Origin of the sequence: Nocardia jinanensis, assembly GCF_014645735.1 — a bacterium.
Classification (GTDB): Bacteria; Actinomycetota; Actinomycetes; order Mycobacteriales; family Mycobacteriaceae; genus Nocardia; species Nocardia jinanensis.
On record NZ_BMMH01000005.1, the window covers coordinates 362279 to 380063 of the forward strand.

Annotated in this window: 12 protein-coding genes; 9 read left to right on the forward strand and 3 right to left on the reverse strand. The window is 66.4% G+C overall.

Features of this window, described 5'->3' with window-relative positions; genetic code table 11:
- The first annotated feature begins 1 nt into the window (after position 1).
- From IEY68_RS15025 to IEY68_RS15045, 5 genes are read left to right on the forward strand one after another with little or no spacing between them, the layout of a single operon-like run.
- Entirely contained in the window at positions 2-2119 is a 2118-nt protein-coding gene (locus tag IEY68_RS15025) for an acetate--CoA ligase family protein (RefSeq protein ID WP_189094292.1), read from the forward strand.
- Positions 2113-2487, forward strand: coding sequence for a hypothetical protein (locus tag IEY68_RS15030; protein WP_062997459.1), 375 nt, complete (start codon positions 2113-2115; stop codon positions 2485-2487). The genes IEY68_RS15025 and IEY68_RS15030 overlap by 7 nt, the downstream gene beginning before the upstream one ends.
- Complete coding sequence (locus IEY68_RS15035) at positions 2484-3353, forward strand: alpha/beta fold hydrolase (RefSeq protein ID WP_062997457.1); 870 nt, start codon at positions 2484-2486, stop codon at positions 3351-3353. Before IEY68_RS15030 ends, IEY68_RS15035 begins: the two co-directional genes overlap by 4 nt.
- A complete protein-coding gene (locus IEY68_RS15040; protein WP_062997455.1) occupies positions 3350-5461 on the forward strand; it encodes a 3-hydroxyacyl-CoA dehydrogenase NAD-binding domain-containing protein in 2112 nt (703 codons plus the stop codon). Before IEY68_RS15035 ends, IEY68_RS15040 begins: the two co-directional genes overlap by 4 nt.
- Complete coding sequence (locus tag IEY68_RS15045; RefSeq protein ID WP_062997453.1) at positions 5462-6910, forward strand: NAD-dependent succinate-semialdehyde dehydrogenase; 1449 nt, start codon at positions 5462-5464, stop codon at positions 6908-6910.
- An 839-nt stretch (positions 6911-7749) separates the two neighbouring features.
- Here IEY68_RS15045 and IEY68_RS15050 read toward each other — a convergent pair.
- Genes IEY68_RS15050 through IEY68_RS15060 form a run of 3 tightly spaced genes read right to left on the reverse strand, consistent with a single transcriptional unit; the run spans position 7750 to position 12077 of the window.
- Complete coding sequence (locus tag IEY68_RS15050; protein WP_189094293.1) at positions 7750-9273, reverse strand: aldehyde dehydrogenase; 1524 nt, start codon at positions 9271-9273, stop codon at positions 7750-7752.
- Positions 9274-9296: 23 nt separating this feature from the next.
- Positions 9297-10652, reverse strand: a complete 1356-nt coding sequence (locus tag IEY68_RS15055) for an MFS transporter (RefSeq protein WP_062997451.1) — start codon at positions 10650-10652, stop codon at positions 9297-9299.
- A 24-nt stretch (positions 10653-10676) separates the two neighbouring features.
- On the reverse strand, positions 10677-12077 hold the full coding sequence (locus tag IEY68_RS15060; protein ID WP_063916244.1) for an FAD-binding protein: 1401 nt from the start codon (positions 12075-12077) through the stop codon (positions 10677-10679).
- A 154-nt stretch (positions 12078-12231) separates the two neighbouring features.
- Between IEY68_RS15060 and IEY68_RS15065 the strand changes: the two genes are divergently transcribed.
- From IEY68_RS15065 to acnA, 4 genes are read left to right on the forward strand one after another with little or no spacing between them, the layout of a single operon-like run.
- Positions 12232-13008 (forward strand): IclR family transcriptional regulator, encoded by a 777-nt coding sequence (locus IEY68_RS15065; protein WP_062997447.1) that lies wholly within the window; start codon positions 12232-12234, stop codon positions 13006-13008.
- Positions 13005-14210, forward strand: coding sequence for a CaiB/BaiF CoA transferase family protein (locus IEY68_RS15070; protein WP_062997445.1), 1206 nt, complete (start codon positions 13005-13007; stop codon positions 14208-14210). The genes IEY68_RS15065 and IEY68_RS15070 overlap by 4 nt, the downstream gene beginning before the upstream one ends.
- On the forward strand, positions 14207-15067 hold the full coding sequence (locus IEY68_RS15075; RefSeq protein WP_062997443.1) for a citryl-CoA lyase: 861 nt from the start codon (positions 14207-14209) through the stop codon (positions 15065-15067). Before IEY68_RS15070 ends, IEY68_RS15075 begins: the two co-directional genes overlap by 4 nt.
- Positions 15064-17685 (forward strand): aconitate hydratase AcnA, encoded by a 2622-nt coding sequence (acnA, locus tag IEY68_RS15080; protein ID WP_062997441.1) that lies wholly within the window; start codon positions 15064-15066, stop codon positions 17683-17685. The genes IEY68_RS15075 and acnA overlap by 4 nt, the downstream gene beginning before the upstream one ends.
- The last annotated feature ends 100 nt before the right edge of the window (positions 17686-17785 follow it).

Here is a 17785-nt window from a genome sequence, read left to right on the forward strand (position 1 = left end):
GATGGCTTCGACCATATCGACCGATCTGGCCACCGCGCTGTACGCTCCCCGCTCGATTGCGCTGGTCGGCGCCTCTGCGGACCCGGTGAAAGCGTCCTCACGTCCGCTTGCGTTCCTCCGGGCCAGTGGTTATGCCGGCACCGTCTTTCCGATCAACCGTAAGGGTGGTGAGCTGGGTGGGGAACCTGTCTACCGGACGGTCGCCGACCTCGCCACGGCGCCCGATCACGCCTTCATTATGACACCGACAGCTTCGGTTCTCGAGACCGTCGCCGAATGCGGGCAGGCGGGCGTGCGGGTGGCGACGATCTTGTCCGGTGGATTCGGTGAAGCGGGTCCGGAAGGGCAGGCGTTGCAGGAGCGGATTCTCGCGACCGCCGCCGAGTACGGGCTTCGTCTTCTCGGGCCCAACAGCCTGGGAGTGGTCAACACTCACAATGGTCTGACGCTCACGGCGAATGCCGCGTTCGCCGAGCCGGATATGCCGCGGGGTGGGCTGTTCGTGGCCTCGCAGTCGGGCAGCATGATCGGTGCTCTTCTCTCCCGCGGAGCCGGACGCGGGATCGGGTTCTCGCGGCTGATTTCTGTCGGCGCGGAGATGGATTTGAGCATCGGCGAGGTCTGCGCCGCCACCCTCGACGACCCGGAGATCACCGGCTATCTGCTGTTCCTCGAAACCATTCGGCACGCAGAAGGGTTCCGCCGGTTCGCCTACGGTGCCGCGGAACGAGGCAAGCCCGTCGTGGCGTACAAGTTGGGTAAGACCCCGATGGCCGCGGAACTGGCGGCTTCACACACCGGGGCCCTTGCCGGTGAAGACGCAGTCGCGTCTGCCTTTCTCGCCGATCTCGGAATCGTCCGGGTGCACACCCTCGACGCGCTGATCGAAGGGGCGCCGCTCGTGGCGGCCGTTCCGCCGCGCACCCCGGGCCGGGACCGCCGGGTCGGGGTCGTGACGACCACCGGCGGAGGCGCGGCGATGGTCGTGGACCAACTCGGTGTGCACGGCATCGAGGTGGCACCTCCGTCCGAGGACACACTCGCCCGAATGCGCGACGCCGGTGCGGCCGCCGAGCCCGGATTGATCACCGATCTCACGCTCGCCGGGACGCGTCCGGAGGTCATGCGTGCGGCCCTCGATGTGCTGACCACTGCGCCGGAGTTCGACCTCATTATCGCGGTGGCAGGTTCGTCGGCCCGGCATGCGCCGGAGCTAGCGGTGGCTCCCATCATCGACGTGGCGAGCGCAGGCCGCGCGCATCACCCGATCGCGGCGTTCATCGTGCCCGAGGCACCCGAGGCGCTGAGAATGCTGTCGGCGGGCGGCGTTCCGAGCTTCCGCACCCCGGAAGCTTGTGCCGACGCGATTGCCGCAAGTTTGAACCGACTTCCGGCCCGCGCGACGCGTTCGACCGCCGTCGGCGGGGTGCCGACCCTCGTCGACGAGGCCCACTCGTACCGGATCCTCGAAGCCGCCGGTATCCCGGTCGCCCCGTACGTGGTCCTGACGATCGACGATCTCCTCGCCGACGGCGCACCCGAACTCGCATACCCGGTGGTGGTGAAGGCACTTTCGGATCAGCTGCCCCACAAGAGTGACGTCGGTGGTGTCGTGCTCGGTGTCGGCAGCGATCAGGATTTGGTCGGCGCCGCCTGCCGTATCCGCGCCGACGTGGCGCGACTGGCCGACGTCACAGTCGATGATGTGCTGGTCCAGCCGATGGTTGCTGCGGTCGGCGAGGTGCTCGTAGGGTACAGGGTCGATCCGGTGACCGGGCCGCTGGTGGTGGTGGCGGCCGGGGGAACCCTTGCGGAGGTCTACGCAGATCGCAGCATCCGCATGGCGCCGGTGGACCAGGGCACCGCTCGCGAGATGCTGACCGAGATCACTGCGTTCGAGGTGCTGCGCGGCTACCGCGGTGCTCCTGAAGGGGACCTCGACGCGCTGGTGGCAGTCGTCGTCGCCGTCTCCCAACTCGCGGAATGCGCCGAGATCGACGAGGCCGAAATCAATCCCCTGCTCGTGCGGCCGGCCGGGCAGGGAGTCGCCGCCGTCGACGCCGTAGTCCGTGTCTACGGGGAGTCGCCTGTAACGAAGGGAAGCAATACACCGTGCTGACAATCGAGAGTCTGCCCGACCGGGTCAACACCGATGAATCGCTGGTCCGTCGCGGGCATTACGTCACCGCCGCGATGCTTCTCGATCTCGAAGACGCCAGCTACATCGTCCACGTGCGCGCCGGGCGGATAGAGGCCGTCGAGCCGAAGCCGGCGGTGATGCCGGTGTGGACGTTCGCACTACGAGCCCCCCGCGCTGAATGGGAGAAGTTCTTCGCACCGCGGCCGCAGCCAGGATCGCACGACATCATGGCGCTCCTGCGACGCCGCGTGATGACCGTTGAAGGCGACTTGCACCCGTTCATCACCAACCTGCAGTACTTCAAAGACATCTTGGCGACACTTCGCGATCAGGAAGGTGCCCAGTGAGCGCACGGATCGAACCCATCACCGGCCGCTATCTGCGACTTCCCCTCGGCGGCGTCGAGCAGCGGATCTACGTCGAGGAAGCCGGTAGCGGTATTCCTCTGGTGTGTCTGCACACCGCGGGAGCCGACGGGCGACAGTACCGTCACCTGCTCAACGATCCTACGGTGACCGACCGGTTCCGGGTCATCGTCTTCGATATGCCCTGGCACGGCAAATCCTCTCCCGCCCCGGGCTGGCGTGAAACCGAATATCAGCTCACTGCCGAGTATTACAGTGACCTCATCTACGCGGTATCGGAGGCCTTGGACCTGGACCGGCCGGCCCTCATGGGCTGCTCGATCGGCGGCCGAATCGTTCTGAAACTTGCCCGCGAGGCGCCCGAGCGATTCCGGGCACTCATCGGCCTGCAGTCCGGTCCCCACGTCGCGCCGTACTACAGCCGGGAGTATCTTCATCGACCCGACGTACACGGCGGCGAGCTCTGTGCCGCGCTGATGTCCGGGCTGATAGGGCCGGACGTCCCGGCCGCTGACCGCGACGAAACGCTTTGGCATTATGCCCAAAGCGGTCCGGGTGTGTTCAAGGGCGATCTTCACTATTACAAGGACGAGGGCGACCTCGATTCCGATCTCGCCGCAATCGACGTCTCCAAGTGCCCGCTGTATTTCCTCACCGGTGAGTACGACTACTCATGCATGCCCGAGGACACTCTGTACCTCGAGAAGATGATCCCGGGTACCGAGGCGGTGATCATGAAGGGACTCGGGCACTTCCCGATGAGCGAGGACCATGACCTGTTCATGAACTACCTTCGCCCGGTCCTCGACCGCATCGAAGCCACCGGCCGAGAGGCGGCGTCACGATGACGACGGTGGATACCGAACAGGTCGGTGGCTCGGCCCACCCGGTCGAGTACCGAGTCGATGGCCGGGTTGCGGTCCTTCGAATCGACAATCCACCGGTCAATGCCAGCACCGCTCGAGTGCGCGCCGCGATCATCTCCGGAATTGCCCGGGCGGCGAACGCCGAAGACATCACCGGGATCGTTCTCATCGGGAACGAGCGGGCGTTCATCTCCGGATCGGACCTGACCGAGTTCGCTGAACCGCTGCTTCCCGAGCCGCAACTACCCGAAGTGATCGCCGCCATCGAACAGTGCCCGAAACCGGTCGTTGCGGCCCTTTCCGGGATGACGCTCGGGGGCGGATTGGAGCTGGCCCTCGGGTGCGATGCCCGGATCGCTGCACCGTCGGCGGTGGTGGGGTTGCCCGAAGTGAGTCTCGGGATGATCCCCGGGGCAGGCGGTACCCAGCGGCTGCCCCGGCTGATCGGTATCGCCGCGACCATCGAATTGGTGTGCACGGGGACACGCCTGACAGCTCCGCAGGCACTCGATGCCGGCATCGTCGACGAACTGTGTGCGACCGAGGAGGACCTGCTCGGATGCGCGCTCGCGCACGCGAGCCGGCAGGAAACCAAGCGGATCCTGGCGCGCGCCCCCATCCGGCCCGATGCCGTCGGGTCGGTCGAGGCGGCAGCAGCCGAGGCCATCCGGCAGATCGGGGCCCGCCCTCGCGTCGTCGCCGCAATCGGCGCCACCATGCTCGCCGGCGCCGTCCCCGGTTCGGACGCTCTCGCATTCGAGCGCGGCGAATTTCATCGCCTCCGGGTCGGACGTGAGGCTCAGGCACTGCGGCACCTGTTCTTCGCCGAACGCGCTGCCGGCCGCGACCAACGCGGTGGCGACGCCTCACACATCAATATCGTCGGGGTTGTCGGCGCGGGCACCATGGGCATCGGGATCGCCCGAGCATTCCTCGACACCGGCCTGAACGTGGTTCTGCTCGAGGCGAACCGCGACGCCCTCGAGTCCGGTACGCAAAGACTCCAGCAGGGGTACGAGCGCGCGATCACCCGCGGCCAACTCGACGAGACAGCGGTGCGGGCGCGTCTCGCTACGCTCACGACCACGATGATCTACGCGGATCTGCAGCCATGTGACCTGATCATCGAGGCGGTGTACGAGGACATGAACGTCAAGCAGAACGTCCTGCGCCAGGTCGAGGAGGTCGTCCGTGCGGATATCCCGGTGGCAACCAACACCTCGTACCTCGACCTCGACGAACTCGCCGCTTCTACCTCCGATCCCGGCAGGATCGTCGGCTTGCACTTCTTCAGTCCCGCCCACGCCACCAAGGTCCTCGAAGTCGTCCACGGGACGGCTACCAGCGAGGCCACCACGGCAACCGCTGTGGCGCTGGCCCGCCGCATGCGGAAGACGCCGGTCGTCGCCGGGGCGGGCTTCGGATTCATCGGCAATCGAATCTTCAACGCCTATCGGCAGCAATGTGAGCTCATGCTCGAAGAGGGCGCTTACCCTCGGCAGGTCGACGATGCGCTCGAAGAATTCGGGTTCGCTATGGGCCCGTTCACGGTCGCTGATCTATCCGGCCTGGACATCGCCTGGCGAATGCGGCAGAACACCGCAGCCCACCGCGACCCGCATGTGCGCTACGCCGACATCGCCGATCTGCTGTGTGAACAGGGCAGGTTCGGGCAGAAGGCGCAGCAGGGCTGGTACCGGTACAACGCCGGATCTACGCAACCACTGACCGACCGCGCTGTCGAGGACCTGATCGACGCCGAGTCGCGCCGAAAGGGAATCGCGCGACGTCCGTTCACCAACCGCGAGATCGTTCGGCGGGCCCTCCTTTCCATGGCCAACGAAGCCGCGCTGCTTCTCGCCGACGGCATCGCCGCGCGCCCTTCCGACATCGACCTGATGATGACCCTGGGGTATGGATTCCCGCGCCATCACGGTGGCCCGGTTTTCTGGGCCGCGCACGAGGACCTCGACACGCTCTCCGCCGAGCTTCAACAGCTACGACAGCTCACCGGAAGCGGATACCGCGCCGGAGATCTCACGTTGCTCACGGCGGTCCCGGCCACATCCAGAGCAAAGGCGGTTCGCTAGATGACCACCCGCACGATCGCCTATCCAGACCTTTCCTCCTACATCGGCGGGACGTGGACGCGGGGCTCCGGCACCGAAGAGGTCACCGTCCTCAACCCGGCCACGGGCACCGAACTCGGCGCCGTACCGCTAGGGATCAACGACGACTTCGTAGCGGCACTGGACGCCGCCGACGCCGCGTTCGGTTCATGGCGGCGCACATCTCCGACTACCCGCGCCGAGATCCTCCGGCGTGCCGCGGCGATAATGCGCGCCAGGGCATCCGAGTTGGCCGACCTGATCACCGTCGAACTCGGCAAACCCACCAGGGAGGCGCGCGTCGAGGTCGTCACCGCCGCGGAACATATCGAATGGGCGGCCGAGGAAGGCCGCCGCGGCTACGGGCGAGATATCCCCGCTCGCACTCCACGGACCGTGCAGACCGTCCGGCGGGAGCCGTTGGGTCCGATCGCCGGTTTCGCCCCGTGGAACGCACCCCTCATCACCCCGGCGCGCAAGATCGCGTACGTGCTCGCCGCGGGATGCACGCTCGTGCTGAAACCGTCGGAGGAAACCCCCGGCTGCGCGCTGGCCCTTGTCCGCGCGTTCGAGGAGGCGGGGCTTCCCGAAGGGGTCCTCAATGCGATTTTCGGGAAGCCGGAAAGCGTCAGCACCTACCTGCTGAGCGATTCGCGGGTCAAAGGCGTGACGTTCACCGGATCCACCGGCGTGGGACGGGCACTGGCATCCCTTGCTGCCCCGTCGATGAAACGACTGATACTCGAACTCGGGGGAAACGCTCCCGTCATCATCAACGCGGATGTAGATGTCAAGGCGGTGGCAGAGTCCGCCGTGCGGGCAACCTACCGAAATGCTGGACAGATCTGTACATCGCCGAGCCGGTTCCTGATTCACGACAGCATCCACGACGACTTCGTGCAAGCGTTCACGCAGTCCGCGAGAACACTCGTCGTCGGCAACGGCCTCGACGAACGCACCGATATGGGGCCGGTGGCCAACGAACAGCGAGTGGCGGCGATGGCCATGCTCACCGAGGACGCACGCCGACGTGGGATCGACATCCCGCTCGGCGGACACCGGATCGGCGAGGCCGGCTCGTTCTGGTCGCCCACACTCTTGGCGGGCGTCGACGACGAGTGCCTGATCTCCAATGCCGAACCGTTCGGTCCCATGGCATCGACCAGGCCGTTCCACAGTCTCGACGAAGCTATCGCGGTCGCCAACCGGCTACCGGTAGGGCTGGCATCCTATGTATGGACGAACAGCCTTTCGGACGCGACACGGCTACTCGACGAGATCGAAGCCGGCTCCGTCGTGGTCAACCGTTGGCAGGCATCCCTCCCCGAGACCCCGTTCGGCGGATACGACGACAGCGGAGTAGGTACCGAAGGCGGCATCGAAGGCGTATCGGCCTTCCAGCGCATCAAATACACCTCATTCGCTGCGTAGCGCGCCACAGCCCTCGACCCCGTTGCCGGCGACCTGGCGGGTGCCGGTCCGCGTGCGAAGCAACCGGGCGGAAGCCGGCTACAGAAGGCAGGAATCATGGAAGAAATAGAATTCTCGTTGCGAAGCGCGGCATTCAGAATTTGCTCGCACTCTATCCACAACACGCCGATGACGACAGGTACACCGACTGGGCGAATCTCACCGCTGTAGATTTTCCTCGGCATCGCTGGCGGGCCTTACCATCCGGTCGCGGGCCGACGCACACCCGTCGAGGATGTGGCGCGGACCAGATCCTCGGTGTCCTTGCCCCCGCCGATGTACTTCGACGGCACGAAGTCGTCGTCTTCGGCGAACGTGCCCTCACTTCATTCGCCGTCGGTGCGCTGCGACAGCACCCCGGTCCCTGAGGTGAACACGAAGGTCATACCGGTTCCGGTGAGGGGATCGATCATGGCCGACACGTCATCCGCTCGGCCTCCGTTATCAGCTGCGCAGCGAAGTCGCTGGCCTGCTCCAGCGGAACCACCTCGGTTCGGCACCTGGTGAGCGCCCGCGTCCACCCGCCACGGCCTCCGCGAAAGCACCAGCGCAGACCACTCGCATACCGAGGTCGCGGATCTCCGCCACGATGCCCTCGATCGTGGCCGCGTCCACTTGGCGCCGGTCTGGACGCCACAGCCCAGCGGGGCGGCGACGGCCGGCAGATCGGCATCGCCGCGCATGCCCATGGGCTGGGCGTCCTCGACCGAGGCGAACGTCTTGCCGGACCAGCCGGCGGCCCCCAGATCGGACGTAGCCGCCGACCGCCGTCGACGCCGCGCACACCGGCGCGTACTCGGTTAGGCGCGTGGGTTGAACGGATCCGTGATCGTGTTGCCGGTGTCGATCCACACGGTCTTGACTTCGGTGTACTCCTCGATCGCGTGGAATCCGTTCTCCCGGCCGAGCCCGCTTTCCTTGAAGCCGCCGAACGGAGCCACGTAGTTGGTCTTCCGGTAGTTGTTGACCCACACGCTCCCGGCCCGGAGTCGTTTGACCATCCGGTGCGCGCGCGCCACGTCACGGGTCCAGACACCGGCAGCCAGGCCGAACGAGGTGTCGTTGGCGATCCGGACCGCGTCGTCCTCGTCGGTGAACTCGATGACCACGGCCACCGGACCGAAAACCTCTTCCCGCGCGATCCGCATATCGTTGGTGACGTCGGTGAAGACGGTCGGTTGCACGAACAGGCCCCGGCTCAGTTCCGGGTCGGTGGGGCGTGCTCCCCCGGTAGCGAGTTTGGCCCCGTCTTCCTTGGCGACCTCGATGTAGTGCAGGACTTTATCGAACTGCGCCCGGCAGGCGACCGTGCCCATTTCGGTGTCCGGATCGAGGGGGTTGCCCAGTTTGATCTGTGACGTCCGCTCGGCGAGGGCCTCGGCGAACTGCTGGTAGATATCGGTGTGCACGAGGACCCGGGAACCCGCCATACAGGTTTGGCCGGTGGCCGCGAAGATCCCGGAGATCACACCGTTGACCGCGTTCGGCAGGTCCGCGTCGGGGAAGACGATGTTCGGCGACTTGCCCCCCAGTTCGAGGGAGACCCTGGCGAGGCGTTCCGCAGCGGTGACGGCGATCTTCTTGCCGACAGCGGTCGAGCCGGTGAACGCGATCTTGTCTACCCCGGGATGGGCCGCCAATGCCGCACCCGCCGGCCCCGCCCCGGTGACCACATTGATCACTCCGTCGGGAAAGCCGGCGTCCTGAGCGATCTTGGCGAGAACGAGGGTCGAGACCGGAGTGATCTCGGAGGGTTTGATGACCACGGTGTTACCCGCGGCGAGTGCCGGGCACAGCTTCCACAGCAGCAGTGCCAGCGGACTGTTCCACGGTGTGATGGCGGCGATGACACCGATCGGTTCGCGAACGGTGAACACCTGCATATTCGGCACGCTGCTGGCGAGGGTCTCACCGGTCGGGCTTTCCGCGACACCGGCGAAGAAGTAGCAGTGATTGGCCAGGGCGAGAGTCTGACCTGCTACTTCACGGATCAACTTGCCGTTCTCGAGAACCTGGATACGGGCTAGTTCGTCGGCGTTGTCACGGATGAGGTCGCCGAACTTGCGCAACAGGGTGGCCCGCTGCAGCGGTGTGGACTGTGACCAGGGTCCTTCATCGAACGCGCGGCGCGCGGCCGCGACCGCTTCGTCGATATCGGCCGCCGTCGCGGACGGCACCTTCGCCCACGGCTCGGTGTCGAATGGGTTGATCGAGTCGAAGGTGGCACCGTCGGACGCAGCCCTCCAGGCGCCGTCGATGAACATGTCGTACCGTTCGATGTCGCTGCCGGCCCTGGTTGTGGCGGTCGCATCGGTGGCGGTCATGAGGGATCCTTCCGAGTTCGTCTTCATTTGGTCAGACTGTGTTGCATGGTCACGCTGGTCTCCGCCACCGGTTCATCGGTCGCGGCCGCCACGCTGCGGCGTTGCGGGATCGCCGCTGCGGCCACGACGGAGACGACCGCGGCGGCGATGATCATCAGGGACAGTGGCCACCATGTACTTCCTCCGTTCCCGACGATAGCCTCGGCGATAAAGGGGGTCGGGGCGCTGAAGAGCAGCCCGCCGAGCGCGTTGCTCAGGGCGGTGCCGCTGTAGCGAACCCTGGTGTCGAACCGGTCCGCGATGAGGCTGGACACCACGGAGTAGGTGGTGGCGTGAGCGCCCACCATCATGATCACGATGACGGCACACGTGAGTACGGGCGCTTCGCCGCGGAGCAGCCAGAAGAACGGGAACGCCGCGAGGATCGTGAAGATCGCGCCGCCGATGAACACACGCAGGGCCCCGAATCTATCACTCACCGCCGCCATGACGGGTAGCGCGGCCAGATCGACTATCGCCGCGATCATCACCATGAGCAGAGCGGTATCGCGTTCGAACCCGAGCGAATGCGTGGCATAGCTGAGGAAGTACACCGAGATGATGTAGAAGACCACGTTGACCGATGCCTGCAGGCCGATGCCGATGGCAAGGCTTTTCTTGGCGCGCGCGAACACATCTCGGATGGGCAACCGGGCCGTCTCGCCGGCTTCTTTGAGCTGCTGGAACTGTTCCGATTCGGTGACACCGAGCCTGATCGCCAGCCCGATGAGGACGAGAACGAAGCCGGCGAGGAAAGGAACTCGCCACCCCCAGTCGAGGAGTTGCTCATCGGGAAGGACAGCGACCGCCGACATCACCGCGGTCGCGAGCACGAGCCCGAGGGGGCTGCCCATCTGCGGTGCGGCCCCGTAGAGCCGCACTTTCGACGCGGGAGCGTGCTCGACCGACATCAGCACCGCCCCGCCCCATTCTCCGCCGACCGCCAAGCCCTGGAAGAGCCGCAGGACCACGAGCAGGATCGGCGCCCAGATCCCGATCGAGTCGTAGGACGGGAGTACACCGATCAAACCGGTCGCGGTGCCCATGATGCCGAGCGTGGCGATAAGCGTTGTCTTCCGGCCGAGCTTGTCACCGAAGTGGCCGAAGATCGCCGCACCGAGTGGCCGCGCGACGAATGCGACACCGAGCGTTGCGAAGGAGGCGAGTCGCCCGGTGTGCTCGTCCACCTCGGGAAAGAACTGGTCACCGAAGACCAGCGCCGCGGCGAGGCCGTAGATGAAGAATTCGTACCACTCGATCGTGGTACCGACCAGACTCGCGATCGCGGCCCGTCGGGGTGTGTTGCTCGAACCAGTTGTGGCCGGCGAGGTCTTGACCATGATTCCTCTTGATGGTTGATGCGCTCATTCAGGAGCGTCGGCGGACTTCGTTATCCGATGCGCGGCGGCTGTGCCCGCGAGGCGACCGAAGACGAGCGCTCGGAGAACGGAGGTGGCGCCGGGATATTTGTGGTGATAGATGCCTGCGATCTCGCCGACGGCGAACAGGCCGGGAATGGGTTCGCCCGCGCGGCTGAGCACCCGGGCCTGGGCATCGGTCCTGAGTCCGCCGAAAGTGAAGGTGATCGCGCAGGTCACGGGCCACGCGACGAAAGGGGGCTCGTCGATCGGGCGCGCCCAGTTCGATTTCGGCGGTTCGAGCCCCTGGGTCGCGACTCCGTCGAGGACGGTGACATCCAGCGGCCCGGTAGTCGCCGCGGCGTTGTACCGGTCGACAGTGTCGGTCAATGCCTCGACATCGAGGTCGAGCCGGCGCGCGAGCGCCTCGATCGTCGAGGCGGACTCGGGTTCGCGGTCGGTCAGCACAGCGCGGGCGATGTTGTGCCGCATGAGCTTCTGATCGGCGATCACGTAGGCGAACTGGTCGGCCTCGTGCCAGATACGGTAAGCGACCGATTCGAAGGTGTTGTCCGGCGTATCGGAGCCCTCGTCGACGAACCGCCGAGCCCGGTGATCGACCAGGATCCCGTAGGGATAGACCATGACGAGCGCTTCCGCACTGTGACTCCGTGCGTCCACAGGTTCCCCGTGGAAGCGTTCGAATTGGCCGTCGGTATCGGCTCCGGCGCGCAGTCCCATCTCGAGACCTTCACCCTTGTTGGCGCGTCCTCCGGGTGCGATGGGCGCGAGTTCGTGCCCCCTCTCGCCCAGGTACCGGTCCAGTAGCGCAGCGCTTCCTTCGAATCCTCCGGATGCGAGAACAACGGTCCGGGCGAGGAATCGCCGGGTCCGCCCGGAGCTGTCGAGCGCTGCTACGCCGACGACGGCTCCGGCGGCATCCTGGATCAGATCCTGGGCGGTCACGCCGTACTCGATGGTTCCGCCGAGGTCTCCGATGCGGGCCGAGAGAGTTTCGACAATGGACGCACCGCCGCCGACCGGCATGAGCCGCGGTCCTTTGGACGTCAAGAAGTAGGTGATATCCGATTTCGTGGCGACGCCGTGGTGGCCGAGCCACTGCACTGTCGGCTGAGCCAGCTCCGCGAGGCGGTCGATGATGGACCTATCGGTCCGCCCCTTGCTGAGCTCGGTCATCCGGGCGGCGAAATCGGCCGCGGGGGCACCGTCCTCCTCGAGTCGGAAGAACGCTCCGGTCCACGCTGTGTTGCCGCCGCGGTCCTTCTCGGATGTGCGCTCGAGAACCACGACCCGCCCACTCGGTGCGGATTCGAGAAATTGCAGCGCGGTGGCCAGCCCGCCGGCGCCGCATCCCACGACGACAAGATCTAGTGGTTCGTCACTCACCGAGGTCCTTCTTTCTTCCAACGCTCCACTGCACGGTTCAAGCAAACCATTGAGCAGTTTGCGTGTTCTGCGTCACCGATAAAAACACGAACACAAGTCGTAGTCAATCCGCATCTCGGTTTACACGAACCATAGAGTGGTTTAAAGTCGCGGTATGGCTGAGACTGACACCGCGTCCATACGTGCGGACGGAGGCGTTCGGAGCATTGCGCGCGCCGTCGAAGTGCTCGAATTGTTCGATGTCGAGCACCCCACTCGCTCCCTGCGGGAACTCGTCGAATCGACCGGCCTCCCGAAGACGACTGTGGTGCGCCTGCTCGCGACACTGGATTCGCTCGGACTCGTCGCGGACCGGGGCGACTCGACCTACGGATTGGGCGCGGGGTTCCTGCGCTGGGTAACGCTGTCGCAGTCACTCTGGGAGGTCAGCACGGAGGCGCGCCGGATCATGACGCAGTTGGTCGATACCTGCGGCGAAACCGTCAATATCTATATCAGGCAGGACCTGAACCGGGTCTCGATCGCCCAGGTCGAAGGAACCACCACCGTGCGCAGTGTCGTAGCGATCGGGGTGCCCTATGCCCTCGCCACCGGCGCTGCCGCGAAGATCCTGCTCACCGGCGCGCCGGATCAGGTGATCCGCGGTCTCGTCGAGGCGCGACCGGACCTCGAGCTCGAGCCTTTACACCGGGAGATAGCCAGTATCAGGGAGGCGGGCTACTCGGTGACGCACGGCGAACGCGAGCTGGGCGCATCCGCGGTGGCCGCGCCCATCCACTCCTCCGACGGCCGGGTGATCGCCGCGCTCTCGGCCAGCGGGCCGACGTCACGATTCACCGCGGATCGCGTCGGTCGCTACGTCGACGCGGTAACGGCCGCGGCAACCGAGATCAGCGCTGCCGGACTCGGCAGTGTGGAGGTATTCCTGTGACCGCCGACCTACTCGAAGGTGTCCGCGTCCTCGATCTGACCAATGTGCTCGCCGGGCCCTTCGCCGGCTATCAGCTGGCCCTGATGGGCGCCGACGTGATCAAGGTCGAGACACCGGGTACCGGCGATCTGGCACGCCAGCTCGGCGCCGACCCGCAATTGAGCGAAGAGCACCTCGGCGTCTCGTTCCTGGCCCAGAACTCGCAGAAGCGCTCGGTCACGGTCAACCTGAAGACCCCCGGCGGCAAGGAAGTATTCGACAAGCTCGTCGCCGCCGCCGACGTACTGGTCGAGAACTTCCGGCCCGGTGTGCTCGAGCGGCTGGGTTTCGGCTGGGAGCGACTGCGCCAGATCAATCCCCGGCTCGTGTACTGCGCCGTCTCCGGGTTCGGCGCCACGGGGCCGATGCGCGGCCGACCAGCTTACGACCAGGTCGTTCAGGGCCTGTCCGGCATCATGAGCGTGACCGGCACACCCGAGACCGCGCCGCTACGTGTCGGATACCCGGTGTGTGACAGCTTCGGCGGACTGGCGGCAGCGTTCGCGATCGCCTCTGCGCTGTTGCGGCAGCGCCGGACCGGGGAAGGCGCATTCCTGGACACCTCGATGCTCGACGCCGCGCTCACGTCCATGGGGTGGGTCGTATCCGATCATCTCATCGCCGGCCGAGAGCCCCTCCCGATGGCGAACGAGAACATCACCTCGGCACCGTCGGGCACCTTCGACACCGGTGCCGGCGCACTCAATATCGCGGCGAACAAGCAGGAACAATACGAAGAACTCTGCACAGTTCTCGACCGCGCGGAGCTGATCGAGGATCCGCGGTTCCGCACCAGGGAGGATCGCAAGCGCAACCGCGATGTCCTGCGCGGCGAGCTCGAGGCGTCACTGAAGGCGAAAACCGCTACCGAATGGGACGAGATCCTGCTCCACACAGGTGTGCCCGCCGCACCGGTCGTCTCCGTTCCCGACGCGCTCCGGTCCGAGCAGGTCGCTCATCGCGAGCTCGTCACCAGCATCGATTCACCGGCCTCGGCGGGCGGCTCGGTGCGGGTACTCGGACTACCCACCCACGTCGACGGCCGCCGGGTCGCACCCAGCTCGCCGCCGCCCACCCTCGGCCAGCACACCGACGAGATACTCACCGAACTGGGCTACGACCGAGCAGATATCGCCCGGTTGCGCGGGGAGACCGCGATATGAGCGAGGCCCGCGAGAACGCGATGGACCGCACGTCCAGTCGCGATGTCACCGACTGGTGGTCGACGTCGGTGAGCGATATCGAACCCGGAACGATCCGACTGCGCGGATACCCCGTCGAGCAGCTGATCGGGAACGTGAGTTTCCCCGAGATGATCTGGCTGATGGTCAGAGGCGATCTGCCCAGCGCCGGGCAGGCCACACTGCTCGAACGAGCACTCGTGGCCGCCGTGGACCATGGGCCGCAGGCACCCTCGATCGCCGCGGCACGGATGGCCGCCACGTGCGGTGTCGGGCTGCACGGTGCAATGTCCACGGGTGTCGGGCTGCTCGGTGATGTACACGGCGGCGCCGGTCAGCAATGTATGGAACTGCTGGGCGCGATCCGTGCACGAACACGCGAGACCGACCTGGAAGAGGCTGTCGCGCAAACTATTACCGAGCACCGGGCCGAAGGGAGATACATTCCCGGATTCGGCCACCGCTTCCATCCGCGGGATCCGCGCCGCGACCCGCTGTTGTCCGCCGTCCACACCCAGGTCGAGGCGGGCACAATCGACGGGCACTACGTGCGGATCGCCGAGGAACTCGAGCGGCAACTCGCGGCCGGGCGCGCTCGGCCCGTTCCGATGAACATCGACGGGGCGACCGCGGTGATCTACGCCGAACTCGGCTTCGCCCCCGAACTCGGACGTGGGCTGTTCATCCTGTCGCGATCCGTCGGAATTCTCGCGCACTCCTGGGAAGAGCGCACAGGCGGACGACGGATCAAGGGCCCCATCCCCCCGCCGCTACTCCCCACCTATACCGGCGTTCCGCCGCGGACCGTCCCCGCGCGAACCCCGGGAGCGCATTCATGACTGTCGACTCCTTCCACGCGCTCCGCCGCCTTCCCGGCACCACAGCGCAATTCTTCGACCTCGGTGCCGCGGAGAAGGCGGGGGCGGGAGCCCTGCACCGACTCCCCTACGCCATCAGGGTGCTCGTCGAGAACGCCCTGCGGCACGAGGACGGACGCACCGTGGGCGCCGACCACATCCGCGCGCTCGCGACCGGTGATCGATCGGTATCCATTCCGTTCACACCGGAACGGGTGCTGTTGCAGGATGCCTCGGGAATTCCGGTACTCGCCGATATGATCACCGTGCAAGAGCGAGCCGCCGCGGACGGAATCGACCCCGGTGCGGTGTCCCCGCGCAAGCGGATGGATCTCGTGGTCGACCACGCGCTCGAACTCGATATCGCCGGAACCTCCGATGCGGCGACCACGAATCTGGCCCTCGAATACGACCGCCACGCGGACCGCTACCGGTTCCTGCGGTGGGCACAATCGCGTTTTCCGACACTGCGGGTCGTGCCGCCCGGTCTCGGCATCTGTCATCAACTCAATCTCGAAGTGCTCGCCGACGTGGTTTCCGCGGACGGTCCCGGACCCGGGGCCCTAGCACGGTTCGATTCGGTCGTCGGAACCGACAGTCACACAACGATGATCAACGCACTGTCGGTCGCCGGCTGGGGCGTCGGCGGGATAGAGGCGACCGCGGCCGCGCTGGGCCAGCCCATCCTGATACCCGTCCCCGCGGTCGTGGGTGTCCGCGTCACCGGCGTACTGCGACCCGGCATTCTCGCGACCGATGTAGCACTCACCCTCACCTCGATGCTCCGAGCCCACGGCGTGGTTGCGCGCATAGTCGAATTCCACGGGCCCGGGCTCGCCGGTCTGTCGGTGCCCGATCGAGGGACCCTCGCGAACATGGCCCCCGAGTACGGCGCGACAATGGCCTACTTCCCAGCCGACGAACGCACGCTCGCCTACCTGGCCACCACAGGGCGGCCCGAAGCGACAGTCACGCTGGCACGTGCCTATCTGACCGCGCAGGGCATGCTGTATACCTCCGAACTGCCGGCACCCGAATACGACGAGGTTCTCGAACTGAACCTCTCGGAGGTGCAGCGGACCATGGCCGGTCCCTCCCGGCCGCACCAGACCTTCGCCGCCGCCGGACTCGCGGAAACGGTCCCCCGGCCGGGCCCCGAGGATGCCGGTGACACCGGGCGCCTGCGCGACGGCGACGTGGTCATCGCGGCGATCACCAGTTGCACCAACACCTCCAATCCGAAGGCCATGGTCGCGGCCGGACTACTGGCCCGCAATGCCGTCGCGCGGGGACTCACCCGGGCACCCTGGACGAAGACCTCGCTGACGCCGGGATCCCGGAGGACCGCCGACCTGCTCCACGCCGCGGGGCTCCAGAGCGCACTCGACGATCTCGGCTTCACTGTCGCCGGATTCGGTTGCGGCACCTGCATGGGTAACTCCGGACCACTCGACACCGGGATCACCGAACAGATCAATGAACATTCACTGTCGGTGGCGGCCGTACTCTCGGGAAACCGCAACTTTCCCGGTCGAATCCACCCGGACGTCACACACTCCTACCTCACCTCACCACCCATGGTCGTGGCGATGGCGATCGCCGGACGTACCTCGATCGCCTTCCCGGACGAGCCGCTAGCGTTCGACCGCCACGGACGACCCGTTCTGCTGGACGAGATCTGGCCGTCCGACGAGGAGATAGCCGCCGTCGTCGAGTGCGATGAAAAACGCTCGCTCACCCACGTCGAATTGCTTCCTGTCACCACGCCCGAATGGGAATCCCTCCCCCGACCCGAGGGCAACCACTACGACTGGGACAGCGAAACCGGGCTGATCCGCCGCCCCCCGTTCGCCGACACGGCGCTGACCAGGCCGGTCGCCACCGGTGACATTCTCTCAGCGAGACCGCTGCTGCTGCTCGGTGACGGCATCACCACCGATCACATCTCGCCGGTCGCCCGAATCCTGTCCGAATCCCCGGCGGGCCGTTGGCTGGCCGAGCGCGGGGTGCCTCCGGAGAAATTCGGCAGCTACAGTGCCCGCCGCCTCAACCATGACGTGATGGTCCGCGGCGGCTTCGCCAACCCCAGGCTCGAGAACAGGCTGACTCCGGGCGAACAAGGACCGTGGACACGCCTGATGCCCGAGGGAGACATCGTCCCCGTACACGAGGCAGCAGCGAACTACGCGGCCCGCGAGGTGCCCACGGTCGTCGTGGCCGGCCACTCCTACGGGGCAGGGTCGGCCCGCGATTGGGCGGCGAAAGTGACCAGGTTGCTCGGCATCCACGCGGTGATCGCGCAGAGTTTCGAGCGGATTCATCGCACCAATCTGGTCGCCATGGGGATTGTGCCCGTGGAGTGCCCGGATTTGTCGCCCGCCGATCTCGACGGGAGCGAACAGTTCGACATCACCGGTCTGGCCGCCGGTCCGGACCTGCGGACACCGGTGCAGGTGACCGTCCGGACCGCCACGGGCGCCGAGCACCGGTTCGATGCCCACGCCCGGATCGACACCCCGGTCGAAGCCGACTGGATCCGGGCGGGTGGCCTGATCGCGCATCTGCTGACCACCGCGAGCCCGGCGAGCCCATCCCGCTGACGCCTACCGGTCGAGCGCCTTCGACGGCGCCGTGACCGTCAGCTGTCCGACGACCGCCGCGAATCCGGATACCGGTGCGGCACAACCCATCCAGACCAGC